This is a genomic window from Flavobacterium sp. LK-23 (assembly GCF_058135255.1).
Genome location: NZ_JBYUVT010000001.1, coordinates 776,812 through 793,149 on the forward strand (window position 1 = coordinate 776,812; position 16,338 = coordinate 793,149).

The following is a 16,338-nucleotide window of genomic DNA, read 5'->3' on the forward strand; positions in this document are numbered from 1 at the left end:
AAGTATGAGAAAGCTAATTATTGGAGCAGCAATTTTATTTGTACAAATGTCTTTTGGTCAGGTTACCAAAGAGTTAGGTGATTTTGATAGCGTAAAAGTATTTGATAAATTAAGTGTAAAATTAGTTCAGTCATCTGAAAATAAAATTGTTATCAAAGGAGCAAGAGAAGCAGAGGTTGAAGCGGTTAACAAAAATGGTATTTTAAAATTAAGAATGCCTTTTCCAAAACTTTTGTCTGGAAATGATCTCGATATTACATTATACTACAAACATTTAGAACTTATTGATGTTAATGAAGGAGCAGAGGTAAAAAGCAGTGAAGCTATCAAAGCAACTTCTTTTAAAGTAAGTGCTCAAGAAGGAGGTGTTATTAATGTTGATTTGAATGTTGATAAACTCAAAGTAAGCTCTGTTTCAGGAGGTTCTATCACTTTGACAGGAAAAGCAGAAAATCAAGTTGCAAGTTTAGGAGCTGGCGGTTATTTGTTAGCAAGTAAATTAAGTACGTCTCAGACTACTGTAAGCGTTTCTGCGGGAGGAAAAGCCGATGTTAATGCTTCTACCCTTGTCGATGCAAAAGTGAGCGCAGGAGGCTCTATTTACATTTATGGAAAACCAAAGCAAATAAACCAAAAGACTGTTTTTGGCGGTAAAATAGAAGAAGTAAAATAACAAGTAGCAATTGATGATTAATGATATTCTAGCGGGACTTCCCTGGGGACTTGTTCTTAGTTTTATGGTAGGTCCTGTATTTTTTGTTTTATTAGAAACCAGTATTACAAAAGGATTTAGAGCTGCAATGGTTTTTGATCTTGGAGTAGTACTAGGTGATATTTTTTTTATTGCTATTGCTTACCTAGGAAGTTACCGCTTGATTTCGAGTTTAAAAGACGATCCAGCACTTTTTATCTTTGGAGGAATAATTATGCTTTCCTACGGTATTATTTCGTTTGTAAAACTAAAGAAAGAGGAAAAAATAAACGATGAAGAAATTGATCGTGACATTCTGAAAAGAAACTATGGCAGTTTGTTTGCAAAAGGCTTTTTATTGAACGTTATTAACATTGGAGTTTTAGGCTTTTGGTTAGCAGTAATTATCTCTGTAGGACCAAAGTTAGATATGCAGACTTCAAGAATGATGACCTTTTTTGCTGCCGTAATTATCACTTATTTATTAATTGATTGTGCTAAAATTTTATTAGCCAAACAGTTAAAATCAAAAATGACTCCGACTAATATTCTTAAAATTAAAAAAGGAATAAGCATTGTTTTAATGGTTTTCGGATTTGCTTTAGTTATTCAAGGCTGGTTTCCAAAAGAAAAAGAAATGGTTAAAAATGCTTTCGAAAGAATAGAGAAAAAGTAGTTGTTAATAACTCAAAAATATAAAATCAAACCTCTGAATTTCAGAGGTTTTTTTGTGTTTATAAGTCATAGTGACTAATGAAGTAATTCCGTGGATTTCGCAATCTTGTCATTTCGACGAAGGAGAAATCTCCGCTAGAAGCTCTACAAAGATTGGTCTATTAGTAGCGGAGTTACTTGTGAAGATTTCCCCTTCGTCGAAATTACAAAATTGTGCAAAAATGAGAAACCCGACAGGTTTTTAAAACCTGTCGGGTTTATGTACAAACTTTAATAATTAATTTTTTATAAAAATTAAACATAAAAAAAACCTTCAATTTGCTTTGAAGGTTTGAGGATCGTCCGGATTCGAGCATAAATCTTTATCTAATTTTTTCTAAAAATTAAATATAAAAAAAAAACTTCAATTTGCTTTGAAGGTTTGAGGTATTGTCCGGATTCGAACATAAATCTTTATCTAATTTTTTCTAAAAATTAAGCAAAAAAAAACCTTCAAATTGCTTTGAAGGTTTTGAGGCATCGTCCGGATTCGAACCGGAGTAGGAGCTTTTGCAGAGCCCAGCCTAGCCGCTCGGCCACGACGCCATTACTTGAACGGTTGGCAAAAGTAACTAAAATCTTTAAATTTCAAAAGTTTCATAGTAACTATTTTAAAATTTTAGGATTTTAATTTAAAAGATTACTTTCTAATTTCCGTCATTTTTATAGTAACTGACTCAACATCACCACCAATAGGTGGATTTATTTTAGAAACCCAAACTGTTGTTTTTTCTACCATTTCTATCTCTGCCAATACACGAATATTGATTCTTTTGGCAACATGCTCTAATAAATGCGAACGAATTGCCATTTCTTCGGCTACAATTTTGTTCAAATGAACATAATCTACAGTGTCTAAAAGATGATCTGTTTCTGCTGATTTCTGTAAATTGGTTTTAATTTTTAGATCTACTTTGTAATCAGATCCAATTTTTCCTTCTTCAATTAAACATCCGTGGTAAGAAAAAGTACGAATGTTTTTAAGTTTAATAACTCCCATTTTTATAATTTTATTCTTGTAGTGTTTGGATCTTGATAATTGCAAGTTACAGCTAGAATAGAAACAATTTTTTCTATTTCATCAACTGTAAAGTGAATGGTATAAGGAAATTTCTTTAATGGTAAAGTACGCACAACATTGTATTTTTCCTCAAAAAGAGGAAATTTATAAAGTGTTTTCAAATGGTCTTGGTAGTCTAAGATAAATTTTTCTCCCAAACCTTTTCTAATATTTTCATAGTATAAAAAAGCCTCTTCAATTTCTAAATCGGCTCTTTTTACTATTAGAACTTTAAAAACCATATTTCTTTTTCAAATTTTCTAAAGCAACATTTGCATCAATAAAATCCTCTGGCTTAGCATTCTTCATACGTTCTAAAACCATTTCTTGTTGCCATAGTGGAATTTCATTCTCAACATTTTCATTTATAGAAACATCTGGAACATGTTTGAAAAAACTAATAAAAGTTTCGTAAAAATCGTCTGGAATTGTAACAGTTAATTGTCTCATAATTCTGAATATTTATACAAAAATACTAAATAAATTAATTAAAGATTTTGAGTTTAACGTTTCATGTTTTCAGTAAGTTTCCAAAGAAAACCATAAACCATAAACTATAAACTATAAACTTTTTTATCTTTGCTAAAATTACTATAAAATAATGGCATCAGAAGAGAAATCACTCAATTTTATTGAACAAATCATAGAGGAAGACGTAAAATCAGGTCTTTCAAATACTAAACTTCGCTTTCGTTTTCCACCAGAACCTAATGGTTATTTACACATTGGGCACGCGAGTTCTATTGCGTTAAATTTTGGTTTAGGAATTGATTATCAATCTCCTGTGAATTTACGTTTTGATGATACAAACCCTGAAAAAGAAGAACAGGAATTTGTTGATGCTATTAAAAAAGATGTGGAATGGTTAGGATATACTTGGGCTGAAGAATGTTATGCATCAGATTATTTCCAACAATTATACGATTGGGCAGTTTTCTTAATTAAGAAAGATAAAGCTTATGTTGACAGTCAGACTTCTGAAGAAATGGCGATCCAAAAAGGAACTCCAACTACTCCAGGAACTGATAGTCCGTACAGAAATCGTTCTGTTGAAGAAAATTTAGATTTATTCGAAAGAATGAAAAATGGTGAATTTGAGGCTGGTACACATATTCTTCGTGCAAAAATTGACATGAAATCAACAAACATGTTAATGCGTGATCCGATCATGTACAGAATTTTACACAAACATCACCATAGAACTGGAGATGCCTGGAAAATCTATCCAATGTACGATTGGGCACACGGACAAAGTGATTATTTAGAACAAATTTCGCACTCATTTTGTACACTAGAATTCTTGCCTCACCGTGAATTATACGATTGGTTTTTAGATCAGATTTTAGATGAAAATAAACTGCGTCCAAAACAAAGAGAATTTGCTAGACGTAACTTATCACATACTGTTGTTAGTAAAAGAAAATTACAGCAACTAGTTAAAGAAAAGCATGTTAACGGTTGGGATGATCCAAGAATGTCAACCATTTCTGGATTGCGACGACGTGGTTATACAGCTGCTTCATTACGTAATTTTGCTAATACAATTGGTATTGCAAAACGTGATAATTTGATCAATGTATCGGTTTTAGAATTCTGTATTCGTGAAGATTTGAACAAAATTGCACCTCGTGTAATGGCTGTTTTAGATCCTGTAAAACTGGTAATTACCAATTATCCAGAAGGAAAAGAAGAGTGGTTGGAAGCTGAAAACAATCAGGAAGATGAAAATGCAGGTTTTAGAAAAGTACCTTTTTCTCGTGAATTATACATTGAAAGAGAAGACTTTTTAGAAGAAGCTCCAGCTAAATTTTTCCGTTTGACATTAGGAAAAGAAGTTCGTCTTAAAAATGCTTATATCATTAAAGGTGAATCAGTTGTAAAAGATGAAAACGGAAATATTACAGAAATTCATGTAACGTATGATACAGATTCTTTAAGCGGAAGCGGAACTGAAGCAAGCCAAAGAAAAGTATCTGGAACCTTACATTGGGTTTCAATTCAGCATGCATTAGAAGCAGAAGTTCGTTTGTACGATCGTTTGTTTACAGATGAAGCTCCAGACAGTTATAAAGAGAAGAATTTCTTAGATTTTGTGAATCCAAATTCATTAGAAATTGTAACTGGATATGTTGAACCAAGTTTATCAACAGCGCAAAATGAAGATAAATTTCAGTTTCAACGTTTAGGTTATTTTACTGTTGATAAAGATTCAACTGCTTCAAAATTAGTATTTAACAAAACTGTTGGATTGAAAGATGCTTGGGAAGAAAAGGGTAAAAAAGAAGAAAATAGCATCAATAATTCTTTGAAAGATATCAACAAATATTTTAAAGTTGAGACTAAACCAGAAAGAATTGCAATTGAAAGTGCAATAGGGGAGAACATTAAAAATATCTCGACTTTTTCACTTTTACAGAATTCTTTAAAGAAGAATATCAACAATAATAAGGCTTCGCTGTTGTTTTCTCAGTTTATTTTGAAATATTCAAACTGGAAATCTACAGATTTTGAAGAAGAAGATATTAAGAAATTATATTCAATGTCTCTAAAAAGTGAATCGACTTATGTTAGATCAAAAGCACTTTTGAATTTAAGAGATATTGAAAGTGAAGATTTGAGAGATCAGTTTTCAGACGAAATTTTGAAATTATATTCAAATCCATCAAAAAATGCTTCAGAAAGAGAAATTGAAATTCTTTCTGAAATGGTGAAGAAGTAATATCAAGTAAATTTATGAAAAGCGCTTTTATAAGCGCTTTTTTTTATTATATAGATTAACTATTAAAATTAATAATTTTATAATTTTTATAGATTAAAAGTGACTTTCATAAATTGATTTTAACGGAAAATAAAATTATGTTGGATAAGGAATTCATTTTTTTAATTTTCTTCTATTTGGAAGCTTTATTTTAATTTTAGTCTTTTTTTACTCCCAATTTTTCCTATCAAACTTTATTTTATAGTTTATATTGATTTAATTTATATTTTTAATTGTGTATGTTTATTATTTATAAAATCTATTAAATTTAATTTTTTTATTTATTTTATAGATTAAAAGTAACTTTCATAAATTATATTTAAGCTAATATAAAAAATAGTTGAGTAGAGAAGACCTTTTTTTGTTTTTCGTTTCTTAAAACTCTTTATTTTTATTTTTTGCTATTTTAGTTCTATTTTTCTTCTCAAAAAACTAAAATTAAAGTTTTTTCTTATTTTTTTAATTTTTGGCTTCAATTTTTGTAATTATAAGTTTTGATTATTGTTATAGTTTTAAAGTTAGTTTATAGTTATTATTTATAAAAATTACTATAGAATTTAAATCTATAGTTTTTAATTATTTTTTAAGCATTTGCTTTTAATTTTATTTATATAAATTTTTATTATAGATTTTTTAAAACTTTAGTTTTTAATTATTATTTATAAAAATGATTAAAAATATAAGAATAATAGTTTTTATAGATTGATTTTAACCTTCATAAATTAATTTTAAGACGTTTTTTAAACGTGTTTGATATATAACTCATTTTTTAGATAATTGTTTATTTACGGTCTTTATTTTAGTTTTTACTGTTATTTTAGTCAGTTTAACGGGTTGTTAACATACAATTGTTTATAAAACTGCTATTTTTAACTCAATACCAAAAGTCAGAGATGATTTTTGTAAAAAATTAAAATTTGCCGTAAAGAATCTAAGTTGAAATTTATTGTTTTTAGAAACTCGTAATTTTTATAATAATAGATTTTCAAAACTGATTTCCTAAAAAGACAATTTTATGTTCTCATTTTTATTATGATGTAGTTTTGATAATATTTCCCGTAAAAAATATTTTTTCAAATTATGTCATAATGTACAAAATACCATAATGTTGAATTTGAGTGAAAGTTTAGTTTTTAAATTTCAGGTCTGACAATTTTTAATTTAAATCTAATTATCATGAAAATTTTATATTTCGCAGTAGCACTATTATTTGCAAACGTAGCAATTTCACAAACACATCAAATTACAAAACACAACGGAGAACAGCTTGATGTAAATTTTATTAAAAACGAAAATGGTTTTGTTTATTATTCTTTGAATGGAAGTTCTGAAGAAATCAAAATCAGTAAATATGCAGTTTCATCTATTACAAATAAGGAAACAAAACAAACTCAAAAAGTTTCTGATAAAATAATAGTAGATTCAAAAGACGATTACAAAATGGTAACTGTTCTTCCGCAAGAAAAAACAATAGGACTGAAACAGGTGGCAAGTTTTACTGGAGTCTCAACAAGGACAAAAGGTGAACCGCCAATTGCAAATCAGAACCAGACTGCTATGAGAATCAAATCTAAATCTGCTTCAAATGGTTATCCTTTTGTTAGCATTGTTGAAAAAGCAGATGGTAAGTACGAAGCTGTAGCTTATGTGTATTAATAAGATTGTTAATTTTTTGTAAATTGCAATTAATCAAAGTTTTATCATTTTAAAAAAGAGTATCTTTATTAATAATTTTAAATTGTAACTATCATGTCTAAGAATTTAAATACAGCAGCAGCAATTTTGGCTGCAGCGGCTGCAGGAGCGGCAATCGGAATTTTATTTGCTCCAGATAAAGGATCAAAAACAAGAGCAAAAATTAAGGAAGGTATCGATGATGCTAAACATAATCTGAAAGATTCTTTTGATGCCAGCTCTGAAGTTCTTCGTGAAAAATTTACGAGTGCTACTCATAATCTTGACGGAACTTTGAATGAGTTACTTTCTAATGTCAGCCATAAAACAGAAGAAGTAATTACTTTTTTAGAAACTAAATTGGCTGAGTTAAAAGCACAAAACGCTAAACTTCAGAAATAATATTTTTATAAAGCACATTACTTGCTTATTTTTATAAGAAAGTAATGTGCTTTTTTTTTATCTAAAATTTTAAATATGGCTTTTGAAGAATTAAAAGAAAACACTGAAAAAGTTCAGGATCAAGCTAAAGAATACATTGAAAGTCATTTAGCTTATTACAAACTTTGGGGTTTTAAGGTTGCAATGAAATCAACAACTTTAATCTTTAAGTTTACTTTGATTTTATTGTGTTTCAGTATGGTGATGATTTTTGGATCTTTTGCCGCAGCGTATGCTTTTGGTTCTTTGTTTGAAAGTAATGCTCTCGGATTTTTAGCAGTAGGAGGGATCTATCTTTTCTTTACCATTTTACTTTTCTTTCTAAAGGATAAGTTTGTTGAAGGACCAATTTTAGAGAAATTTTCAGAAATCTTTTTTAATGATTAATTATGGAAAGAAAAAAATACTCTTCGTATGCTGAGATTGAAAGAGATCTGGAAATTCTAAAACTAGAAAAAGAAATCAATTATCAAAAATTGGTTTTAAGTTTTCAGAAAACTAAGGAAAGCATAACACCGCAAAATATTGTAAATGGTTTTATTTCATCTTACACAGGTTATGTCAAAAAATCATTTCCAGAAATTTTACAATCTATTTTACCATTTGTGATCAATTGGTTTATAAATAAAAAAAGAGGCAATTAAGCCTCTTTTTTATTTTGTAAAATTATTATTGAACATCTGGTTGAATGTCATCTTCATAACCAGACTGTGGCTGAATTGGTTTTGGTTTCTCTACTTTTTTATTGTGTTTTTTCATCATTTCGCCAACTTGATTTGATGCTGTAAATGATGCAACCATATTATTTAACATGTCACTACCAGCTTGTGGAGAATTTGGAAGTAAAATTAAATTAGAATTAGCATCAGCTCCAATTGCTTGCAAAGTATCATAATGCTGTGTCACTACAATTAGGGCAGAAGCTTCTTGAGAATTAATTCCAACATTGTTCAAAACTTCAACACTTTCTACAAGACCTCTTGCAATTTCACGACGCTGATCTGCAATACCTTGTCCTTGTAAACGTTTACTTTCTGCTTCGGCTTTTGCTTTTGCAACGATTCTAATTCTTGAACTTTCAGCTTCAAATTCAGCTGCAGTTTTTTCTCTATCAGCAGCGTTGATTCTATTCATTGCATTTTTTACCTGAATGTCTGGATCAATATCGGTAACTAAAGTATTGATGATATCATATCCGTAAGTAGACATTGCTTCGTTCAATTCACGTTTTACTGCAACTGCAATATCATCCTTTCTTTCAAAAACATCATCCAATTTTAGTTTAGGAACTTCGGCACGAACGACATCAAATACGTAAGAAGTAATTTGATCGTGTGGATATTCAAGTTTATAAAAAGCTTCATATACTTTTTCCTGAATTACTTTGAACTGAACAGAAACTTTCATTTTAATAAAAACGTTGTCTCTAGTTTTAGTTTCGATGATAACATCTAACTGCTGAATTTTAAGATTTACTCTTCCGGCTAATCTATCAACCAACGGAATTTTAAGTTGTAATCCAGAATTTCTAACACTTTGAAATTTTCCAAATCGTTCGATAATAACAGACGATTGCTGTTTTACAGTAAAGAAAGACGACATGAAAATGAAGAATGCCAATACTAAAAAGATAATAAATGCTGTACTCATGGTTATTTAGTTTAATTTATGAATTTCGGTAAATTACGAAAATTCTTCTAAATTAAAATTTTAAAACATTAAAAAAACGCTAAGAACATTTTTGAGATGTTGCTTAGCGTTTGTTTTTTTAACCACTATGGTATTAAGAAAATTAAGATCAAAGCTTTGTCAAGAGAATTAAACTTAGCTTTATGAACTTTTAAGTTCTGTTTTTTACCATCAAGAAATGCTTAATTAACTTAATATCTTAATGGTAAAATTTTTTACAAAGAAGAAATTGCTTTCTGAATTCTAGAAATAGTTTCTTCTTTTCCAATGATTTCAACAATGTCAAATAGGTGAGGACCTTTAAGTGCTCCAACCAAACTTAGACGGAAAGGTTGCATTACTTTACCCATTCCGATTTCGTTTTTAGTTAACCAATCTTTTACGATTGCTTCAATATTTGCAGAAGTAAAATCTTCGATATTTTCTAAAACAGAAATCAATTCTTGCATTAAAGTTGGAGTTTCTTCTTTCCAATTTTTACTTGCTTTCTCATCGTAAGATGTTGGCGCTTGGAAAAAGAAATCTGTCAGATCCCAAAATTCTGAAACAAAGTTTGCTCTTTCTTTGATAAGTGATATAATGTGAGTTGTCACTTCGAGCGGAGTCGAGAAGCCTTTTTCTTCTAAAATACGAGAGAAGGTTTTGGCCAAATCAGCATCATTTTGTTTTACTAAATATTGGTGATTGAACCATTTGTTTTTCTCTGGATCAAATTTTGCTCCAGCTTTGTGAACTCTGTTCAAGTCAAAAGATTGAGCCAATTCTTCTAAAGAGAATAATTCTTTATCTGTTCCGTCATTCCATCCTAGCAAAGCAAGGAAATTTACAACAGCTTCTGGGAAAAATCCTTTTTCTCTGTAACCAGATGAAACGCCTTCTTCAGTTTTCCATTCTAATGGAAATACTGGGAATCCCATTTTGTCTCCATCTCTTTTTGATAATTTACCATTTCCAATTGGTTTTAAAATCAAAGGTAAATGTGCAAATTCTGGAGCTTCCCAACCAAATGCTTTGTATAATAAAACATGAAGTGGCATAGATGGCAACCATTCTTCTCCACGAATTACATGTGATGTTTCCATCAAATGATCATCGACAATATTGGCTAAATGGTAAGTTGGCATTCCGTCACTTTTAAATAAAACTTTATCATCCAAAAGATTAGTTTCAAACTTCACATCTCCACGAATGATATCTTTCAAATGTAAAGTTTCATCAACCGGAGTTTTAAAACGAATTACATAATGTTCTCCATTTGCAATTCTTTTAGCAGTTTCTTCTGCAGAAATTACCAATGATGTATCTAGTTTTTCACGATTATGGTGATTGTAAATAAATGTTTTTCCTTCAGCTTCGTGCTGTTTTCTATGTGCATCCAAAGCTTCCGGAGTATCAAAAGCATAATATGCCCAACCAGAATTGATTAATTGATCTGCATATTGCTGGTATAAATCTTTACGTTCGCTTTGTCTGTATGGACCAAATTTTTCATTTTTTCCAACTGTTTCTTCGGGAGCAATTCCTAACCATTCAAGAGCTTCCATAATGTAAGCTTCTGCACCTGGAACAAAACGAGTCTGATCTGTATCTTCAATTCTCAGATAAAAAACACCATTATGTTTTTTTGCAAATAAATAATTAAATAGGGCAGTACGAACTCCGCCAATATGTAACGGTCCAGTCGGACTTGGTGCAAAACGCACACGAACTTGCTTTGACATTTGTTTAAAATTTTGTTGCAAAGATACGTTTTATGATTTTAGATTTCAGAATGTTGATTTTATTGATAAAAAAAAGCTAAAGAAATTTCTTTAGCTCTTAACTTTGTCATTATAAAAATCTTTTATTTTCTGTTTTCTATTAAATCTAATGTTGTATCTGCTGAAGATCTTTTTCCATTTTCGAATAGAAGGTCATATTTAATAGTATAGTTTTTGTTTCCATTTTCTTTTATAATCAAAAAGCCTTCTTTTACACCAGATATATCTTTTGTGTTTGAAGAAATTATTTCAAGTCCAGAAGGTGTATTTACCGAAGAAGTATATGATGTTAGATAACTATCTAAAATTCCTATATCATTTTTTCTCCAGTCGCCTAAATTATATGTACCCGAAATACTTTTAGATGTGTCATGAAAAATGCTTAATGAAACATTATTAGTTTCAGATGCATTATTATTTATATTTTGTAGATCAATACTTGTGTGAGATATATTGTTTGGAATTTTTAAAGTGGTAATTAACCCAAATGTAACATCGTAGGTGACATTATCCAATGTGAATTTTCCTTTACTATTATTTGTAGGTTCTGTTGGTTTTTCTACAGGAGGATCTATTGGTTTAGTGTTTTCTGTATCACTATTATTACTACATGATGTAATTGCTATTAAAGCAATAACTGAATAAATTAATTTTTTCATAAGTACTTAAATTTTTTTGTAAATCTGAGACTAACTGAATTAATTTAATACTAGTAAAAGTTTTATTTATGATATTATAGGCTTTTAAATCTAGATAATGTATTAATTTAAATTGAAGATTGAATTTTGAAATAAGAATAGTTATAATTACTACTTTTATAGGTTATAATTAAAACAGATTTATTTTGAAAACATCATCTGCAATATATCAAAAGCTAGAGGCTTTCATTAAGAAATATTATACCAACGAACTGATAAAAGGGATATTACTTTTTACCGGTTTTGGGTTGTTGTATTTTTTGTTTACGCTTTTTGTAGAGTACTTTCTTTGGTTGAAACCTCTTGGAAGAACTTTTCTATTTTGGCTATTTATTGGAGTTGAAGTTTTCCTTTTAGTTCGTTTAATTCTTTTTCCATTGTTCAAGTTATTCAAACTTCAAAAGGGAATAGATTATACTCAAGCTTCTAAAATTATTGGAAATCATTTCACAGAAGTGAGCGATAAGCTTACCAACTTTTTACAATTGTCTTCTGAATATAATGCTGAAAGTTCAGAATTGGTTTTAGCTTCAATTGAGCAAAAAGCAAATTCATTGCAACCAATTCCTTTTGGAAATGCAATCAATTTTAAAGCAAATAAAAAATACTTGCCATTAGCTTTAATACCAATTTTACTTTTTGCATTATTTTATATTTCTGGAAATAGTAATGTAATTTCTCAAAGTTTGAATAGAGTAGTACATTTCAATTCTGCATTTTTACCACCAGCTCCTTTTAAGTTTGTGGTTTTGAATTCAAATTTGCAAGCAGAACAAAATAAAGATTTCGTGATCAAAATGGAATCTGTTGGAAATATAGTTCCCGAAAATGTTATGATTCATATTGGCAATGAAAGCTATTTTATGGAATCTTCTCAAACTGGAAAGTTTGAATTTAAAGTGGAGAAACCAGCAGAAGATATTCGTTTTTCTTTTGAAGGAAACTCGGTAGTTTCTGAAGAGTATGATTTGAAAGTTATCACTGTTCCGTCAATTGCAAACTTCGAAATGGTTTTGAATTTTCCTTCTTATCTAAAGAAAAAATCAGAGACAATTCAAGGAACTGGAAACGCAATTGTACCTGAAGGAACAACGGTAACTTGGAAAATGAACACCAAATCTACACAAGAAGTAGCATGGAAAAGAGATAATGAAGTTTTCAAGTTTAATAAGGTAGAAAATGAGTTTAAATTAGTAAAAAATATTAGTCAAAATACAGAATATCAAATTCTTACGTCTAATAATAAGGTTAAAAACTACGAGAAATTAGACTATCAGCTGTCTGTGATAAAAGATCAGTTTCCAACCATCAATGTGGGGCCAGCGCCAGACAGTTTGAAGCTAGATAAGAACTATATTCTAGGAAGATTGGGTGATGATTATGGACTTTCGAAACTGCAAATTGTATACTATGAACGTAACAAACCTCAGTCTGCTAAGCGCGGAAATATTCCTGTAAAGGCTGGAATATTTGATCAGTTTGTTTTTAATTTTCCAAGCAATCTCCCAGTAGAAGAAGGAGTTTCATATGAATACTATTTTGAAGTTTTTGATAACGATGCACCACACGGATTTAAGTCTACAAAGTCTTCTACATTTTCAGATCGTGTAGCTACAACAGATGAAATTCAAGATCAGGAATTACAGCAACAAAATCAAAATATTAATAGTTTATCTAAATCTTTGAAGAACCAAACAAAGCAGATTTCAGAAATGGATAAGCTTCAGAATACCGGAAAAGAAAAAGATAATTTAGAGTTTAAAGATCAGCAGAAGATCAATGATTTTATCAAACGTCAGAAACAACAAGACGAAATGATGAAACAATTCTCTGAAAAAATGAATCAGAATTTAGATAAATTCAAAGATGATAAGAAGGATAAAACTGCTGAAGATTTGCAAAAGCGTTTGGATAATGCACAGAAAGATTTAGAGAAGAATCAGAAATTATTAGACGAATTAAAGAACTTGAATGATAAATTAAACAGCGAAGAACTGTTTGATAAGATGGAAAAGTTCAAACAAATTAGTAAAAACCAATCTCGTAATTTAGAGCAATTGGTTGAGTTGACCAAGCGTTTTTATGTTTCTAAGAAAGCAGAACAAGTTGCTGAGAAACTAAATAAACTGTCGGAACAACAGGAACAGTTATCTAATAAAGAGAAAGAAAATACGAAAGAGAAGCAAGATGAAATCAATAAATCTTTTGATAAGATTCAGGAAGATTTAAAAGATTTGAAAGAGGAAAATAAGACTTTGAAGAAACCTTTGGATATTCCATCTGATGCTTCTAAAGAAAAAGATGTAGACAATGATCTTAATAAAGCTTCTGAAGAATTGAGCAAAAAGAATACTTCTGCGGCTAAGCCAAAGCAGAAAAGTGCGGCTAAGAAAATGAAGTCTATGGCTCAAGAAATGCAGAGCGAAATGGAAGGTGGAGAACAAGAACAATTGGAAGAAGATGTAGCAATGCTTCGTCAGATTCTAGATAATCTTTTGGCTTATTCTTTATCACAAGAAGATGTGATGAAACAGTTCAAAGCAATGAAATTGGGTTCCTCTACATTTACAAAGAACATCAAGATTCAGCAGAATTTGAAACAGCAGTTTAGACATGTAGATGATAGTTTGTTTGCACTTTCATTACGTAACCCAAAGGTAGCAGAAGACGTAACTAAAGAAATTGGAAATGTACAATACAACATGGACAAGGCGATTGAAACTTTAACTGATGTTCAAATTCCAAGAGGAGTTTCACACCAACAATATGCAGTTTCATCTGCTAATAAATTAGCCGATTTCTTGAGTGATTTATTGAATAATATGCAGATGTCTATGTCTAAACCGGGAGCGGGAAAACCTAAACCAGGTGACGGACAAGGAATGCAATTGCCTGATATTATTCAGAAACAAAAAGGACTTGCTGATAAGATGAAAGAAGGTATGAAACCTGGACAGCAATCTGGAGATAAACCTGGAGAAGGTAAAGATGGAAAGTCTGGACAAGGGCAAAATGGACAAGGAAAAGAAGGTCAGGGTAAAGAAGGACAAGGTAACAAAAGTGGAGATAAAGGTTCTTCTGGTAAAGAGGGTAAGAGCGGAAAAGGAGAGAAGAACGGTAATGAAGGAGAAGATGGAGAAGGAGATGCAGAAGCTATTATGGAAATATACAAGGAGCAAGTTAAACTTAGAGAAGCATTGCAAAAGGAGTTAGCAAAGAAAGGTTTGGATGCGCAAGGAAAATCTATAATGGACCAAATGAAACAATCTGAAAAGCAGATTTTGAACAAAGGATTTAAGAATGAGAACCTGCAACGTATATTAAATATCCAACAAGAATTATGGAAATTGAACAACGCAGTTCAGCAACAAGGGCAAGATACACAAAGACAATCTGAAACTAATAAGGCTGAATTTAGTAATCGTTCAAATGCTTTGCCAAGTTCATTATTGGAATATTTAAACAGCGTTGAGATATTAAACAGACAATCACTACCTTTGCGCTCGAATTTTAATCAAAAAGTTCAAGAATACTTTAATACAAAATGATAAATTTTAATTACGAAACAGATTTTACTTTAGGAGACGAGCAGGCTTTTAGTGACTGGCTAAGCGCTGTAATTGTTTCTGAGAATAAGAATGAAGGAGAGATCAACTATATATTTTGTGATGACGAATATCTACATAAGATCAATGTTGAATATCTAGATCACGACACGCTTACAGATATTATTAGTTTTGATTATTCTGTTGGTAACGAGTTAAATGGAGATATTTTTGTTTCTGTAGAACGTGTTGCAGATAATGCAAAAGACTTCAATGTTTCATTTGCTGAAGAACTTAAAAGAGTGCTATCTCATGGTATACTACACTACTGTGGATATAAAGATAAGTTGGAGGAAGAAGCTCAATTAATGAGACAAAAGGAGGAAGAGAAGATAAAGATGTTTCACGTGGAACAGTAATTAAATCTCTTTTCATATATATGTTTCACGTGGAACTTTCTTGGTTTTTGATTTTTAAAACGTTCCACGTGAAACATATTTTAAGAAGAATAGAAGAATTTTACAACGTTCCACGTGGAACGTTAAAGCAAAGAAGTTGAATAAAAGATTAAATCGTTCCACGTGGAACGATTTTTAGGTTTGAATTTTAAAGAGAATAAAGAAGATGTTTCACGTGGAACATGGTTAAAAAATATTCTTTGGAAGTTTAGAATGGAAGTTTAGAATGGAAGTTTAGAATGGAAGTTTAGAAATGTTTCACGTGAAACATTTCTTTCAGAAGTTCTGCTTTGAAAGTTCTGCTTTGAAAGTTCTGTTTGGAAGTTCTGTTTGGAAGTTCTGTTTGGAAGTTCTGTTTGGAAGTTTTGTTTGGAAGTTTTGTTTGGAAGTTCTGTTTGGAAGTTCTGTTTGGAAGTTCTGCTTTGGAAGTTCTGTTTGGAAGTTCTGTTTGGAAGTTCTGTTTGGAAGTTCTGTTTGGAAGTTCTGCTTTGAAAGTTCTGCTTTGAAAGTTCTGCTTTGAAAGTTCTGCTTTGAAAGTTCTGCTTTAGAAGTTCTGCTTTGAAAGTTCTGCTTTGGAAGTTCTGCTTTAGAAGTTCTGCTTTGGAAGTTCTGCTTTGGAAGTTCTGCTTTGGAAGTTCTGCTTTGGAAGTTCTGCTTTGGAAGTTCTGATTTGGAAGTTCTGCTTTGGAAGTTCTGCTTTGGAAGTTCTGATTTGGAAGTTCTGATTTGGAAGTTCTGATTTGGAAGTTCTGATTTGGAAGTTCTGCTTTGGAAGTTCTGCTTTGAGAGTTCTGCTTTGAGAGTTCTGCTTTGAGAGTTCTGCTTTGAGAGTTCTGCTTTGAGAGTTCTG

At 30.6% G+C, this 16,338-nt stretch carries 16 protein-coding genes and 1 tRNA gene; 9 read left to right on the forward strand and 8 right to left on the reverse strand.

The genetic code is table 11. The features are described from left to right. Positions 1-4 precede the first annotated feature (4 nt). Positions 5-673, forward strand: a complete 669-nt coding sequence (locus tag AC3Y25_RS03390; RefSeq protein ID WP_379795086.1) for a head GIN domain-containing protein — start codon at positions 5-7, stop codon at positions 671-673. Positions 674-686: 13 nt separating this feature from the next. Next, the gene (locus AC3Y25_RS03395; protein WP_489901731.1) at positions 687-1,367 is read left to right on the forward strand and encodes a LysE family translocator; all 681 of its coding nucleotides are present in this window, start codon (positions 687-689) and stop codon (positions 1,365-1,367) included. A 513-nt stretch (positions 1,368-1,880) separates the two neighbouring features. On the opposite strand, the gene AC3Y25_RS03400 is transcribed toward AC3Y25_RS03395, so the two are convergent. The 4 genes from AC3Y25_RS03400 to AC3Y25_RS03415 form a co-directional block, all read right to left on the reverse strand. Further along, positions 1,881-1,951, reverse strand: a tRNA-Cys gene (locus tag AC3Y25_RS03400). A gap of 94 nt (positions 1,952-2,045) precedes the next feature. Then, on the reverse strand, positions 2,046-2,405 hold the full coding sequence (gene folB / locus AC3Y25_RS03405) for a dihydroneopterin aldolase (RefSeq protein WP_111422890.1): 360 nt from the start codon (positions 2,403-2,405) through the stop codon (positions 2,046-2,048). 2 nt (positions 2,406-2,407) lie between these two features. After that, positions 2,408-2,707 carry a hypothetical protein gene (locus AC3Y25_RS03410; RefSeq protein ID WP_489901732.1) on the reverse strand — a complete coding sequence of 100 codons (300 nt, stop codon included), beginning with the start codon at positions 2,705-2,707 and terminating at the stop codon, positions 2,408-2,410. Next, positions 2,697-2,915, reverse strand: a complete 219-nt coding sequence (locus AC3Y25_RS03415; RefSeq protein WP_489901733.1) for a hypothetical protein — start codon at positions 2,913-2,915, stop codon at positions 2,697-2,699. The genes AC3Y25_RS03410 and AC3Y25_RS03415 overlap by 11 nt, the downstream gene beginning before the upstream one ends. Positions 2,916-3,066: 151 nt before the next feature. Between AC3Y25_RS03415 and AC3Y25_RS03420 the strand changes: the two genes are divergently transcribed. From AC3Y25_RS03420 to AC3Y25_RS03440, 5 genes are all read left to right on the forward strand, one after another. Continuing rightward, entirely contained in the window at positions 3,067-5,184 is a 2,118-nt protein-coding gene (locus tag AC3Y25_RS03420; protein ID WP_489901734.1) for a glutamine--tRNA ligase/YqeY domain fusion protein, read from the forward strand. A gap of 1,215 nt (positions 5,185-6,399) precedes the next feature. Then, a complete protein-coding gene (locus AC3Y25_RS03425) occupies positions 6,400-6,879 on the forward strand; it encodes a hypothetical protein (protein ID WP_489901735.1) in 480 nt (159 codons plus the stop codon). 93 nt (positions 6,880-6,972) lie between these two features. Next, on the forward strand, positions 6,973-7,299 hold the full coding sequence (locus AC3Y25_RS03430; protein WP_111378726.1) for a YtxH domain-containing protein: 327 nt from the start codon (positions 6,973-6,975) through the stop codon (positions 7,297-7,299). 75 nt (positions 7,300-7,374) lie between these two features. Then, positions 7,375-7,725 (forward strand): competence protein, encoded by a 351-nt coding sequence (locus tag AC3Y25_RS03435; protein ID WP_489901736.1) that lies wholly within the window; start codon positions 7,375-7,377, stop codon positions 7,723-7,725. Positions 7,726-7,727: 2 nt separating this feature from the next. After that, positions 7,728-7,982: a DUF6327 family protein gene (locus AC3Y25_RS03440; RefSeq protein WP_427875683.1), complete on the forward strand. Its 255-nt coding sequence runs from the start codon at positions 7,728-7,730 to the stop codon at positions 7,980-7,982. 25 nt (positions 7,983-8,007) lie between these two features. Here AC3Y25_RS03440 and AC3Y25_RS03445 read toward each other — a convergent pair whose 3' ends face one another. From AC3Y25_RS03445 to AC3Y25_RS03455, 3 genes are all read right to left on the reverse strand, one after another. Continuing rightward, a complete protein-coding gene (locus AC3Y25_RS03445; RefSeq protein WP_095930167.1) occupies positions 8,008-8,988 on the reverse strand; it encodes an SPFH domain-containing protein in 981 nt (326 codons plus the stop codon). Between the two features lie 254 nt (positions 8,989-9,242). Then, a complete protein-coding gene (gltX, locus tag AC3Y25_RS03450; RefSeq protein ID WP_489901737.1) occupies positions 9,243-10,748 on the reverse strand; it encodes a glutamate--tRNA ligase in 1,506 nt (501 codons plus the stop codon). Positions 10,749-10,870: 122 nt separating this feature from the next. Further along, positions 10,871-11,446 carry a hypothetical protein gene (locus tag AC3Y25_RS03455; RefSeq protein WP_489901738.1) on the reverse strand — a complete coding sequence of 192 codons (576 nt, stop codon included), beginning with the start codon at positions 11,444-11,446 and terminating at the stop codon, positions 10,871-10,873. Between the two features lie 185 nt (positions 11,447-11,631). Between AC3Y25_RS03455 and AC3Y25_RS03460 the strand changes: the two genes are divergently transcribed. Continuing rightward, entirely contained in the window at positions 11,632-15,033 is a 3,402-nt protein-coding gene (locus tag AC3Y25_RS03460; protein ID WP_489901739.1) for a coiled-coil domain-containing protein, read from the forward strand. Further along, complete coding sequence (ybeY, locus tag AC3Y25_RS03465; protein ID WP_489901740.1) at positions 15,030-15,449, forward strand: rRNA maturation RNase YbeY; 420 nt, start codon at positions 15,030-15,032, stop codon at positions 15,447-15,449. The genes AC3Y25_RS03460 and ybeY overlap by 4 nt, the downstream gene beginning before the upstream one ends. Before the next feature lie 260 nt (positions 15,450-15,709). Here the strand turns inward: ybeY and AC3Y25_RS03470 are convergent. After that, the coding region (locus AC3Y25_RS03470) for a hypothetical protein (RefSeq protein ID WP_489901741.1) at positions 15,710-16,338 on the reverse strand (629 nt) is incomplete at its 5' end.

Excerpts from the sequence above, each read along its gene's own strand:
- AC3Y25_RS03425 (WP_489901735.1), top strand. The coding sequence starts at position 6,400 with ATGAAAATTTTATATTTCGCAGTAGCACTATTATTTGCAAACGTAGCA.
- ybeY (WP_489901740.1), top strand. The coding sequence starts at position 15,030 with ATGATAAATTTTAATTACGAAACAGATTTTACTTTAGGAGACGAGCAG.
- gltX (WP_489901737.1), bottom strand. The coding sequence starts at position 10,748 with ATGTCAAAGCAAGTTCGTGTGCGTTTTGCACCAAGTCCGACTGGACCG.
- AC3Y25_RS03415 (WP_489901733.1), bottom strand. The coding sequence starts at position 2,915 with ATGAGACAATTAACTGTTACAATTCCAGACGATTTTTACGAAACTTTT.
- AC3Y25_RS03445 (WP_095930167.1), bottom strand. The coding sequence starts at position 8,988 with ATGAGTACAGCATTTATTATCTTTTTAGTATTGGCATTCTTCATTTTC.
- folB (WP_111422890.1), bottom strand. The coding sequence starts at position 2,405 with ATGGGAGTTATTAAACTTAAAAACATTCGTACTTTTTCTTACCACGGA.
- AC3Y25_RS03440 (WP_427875683.1), top strand. The coding sequence starts at position 7,728 with ATGGAAAGAAAAAAATACTCTTCGTATGCTGAGATTGAAAGAGATCTG.
- AC3Y25_RS03420 (WP_489901734.1), top strand. The coding sequence starts at position 3,067 with ATGGCATCAGAAGAGAAATCACTCAATTTTATTGAACAAATCATAGAG.
- AC3Y25_RS03395 (WP_489901731.1), top strand. The coding sequence starts at position 687 with ATGATTAATGATATTCTAGCGGGACTTCCCTGGGGACTTGTTCTTAGT.
- AC3Y25_RS03410 (WP_489901732.1), bottom strand. The coding sequence starts at position 2,707 with ATGGTTTTTAAAGTTCTAATAGTAAAAAGAGCCGATTTAGAAATTGAA.
- AC3Y25_RS03455 (WP_489901738.1), bottom strand. The coding sequence starts at position 11,446 with ATGAAAAAATTAATTTATTCAGTTATTGCTTTAATAGCAATTACATCA.
- AC3Y25_RS03390 (WP_379795086.1), top strand. The coding sequence starts at position 5 with ATGAGAAAGCTAATTATTGGAGCAGCAATTTTATTTGTACAAATGTCT.
- AC3Y25_RS03430 (WP_111378726.1), top strand. The coding sequence starts at position 6,973 with ATGTCTAAGAATTTAAATACAGCAGCAGCAATTTTGGCTGCAGCGGCT.
- AC3Y25_RS03435 (WP_489901736.1), top strand. The coding sequence starts at position 7,375 with ATGGCTTTTGAAGAATTAAAAGAAAACACTGAAAAAGTTCAGGATCAA.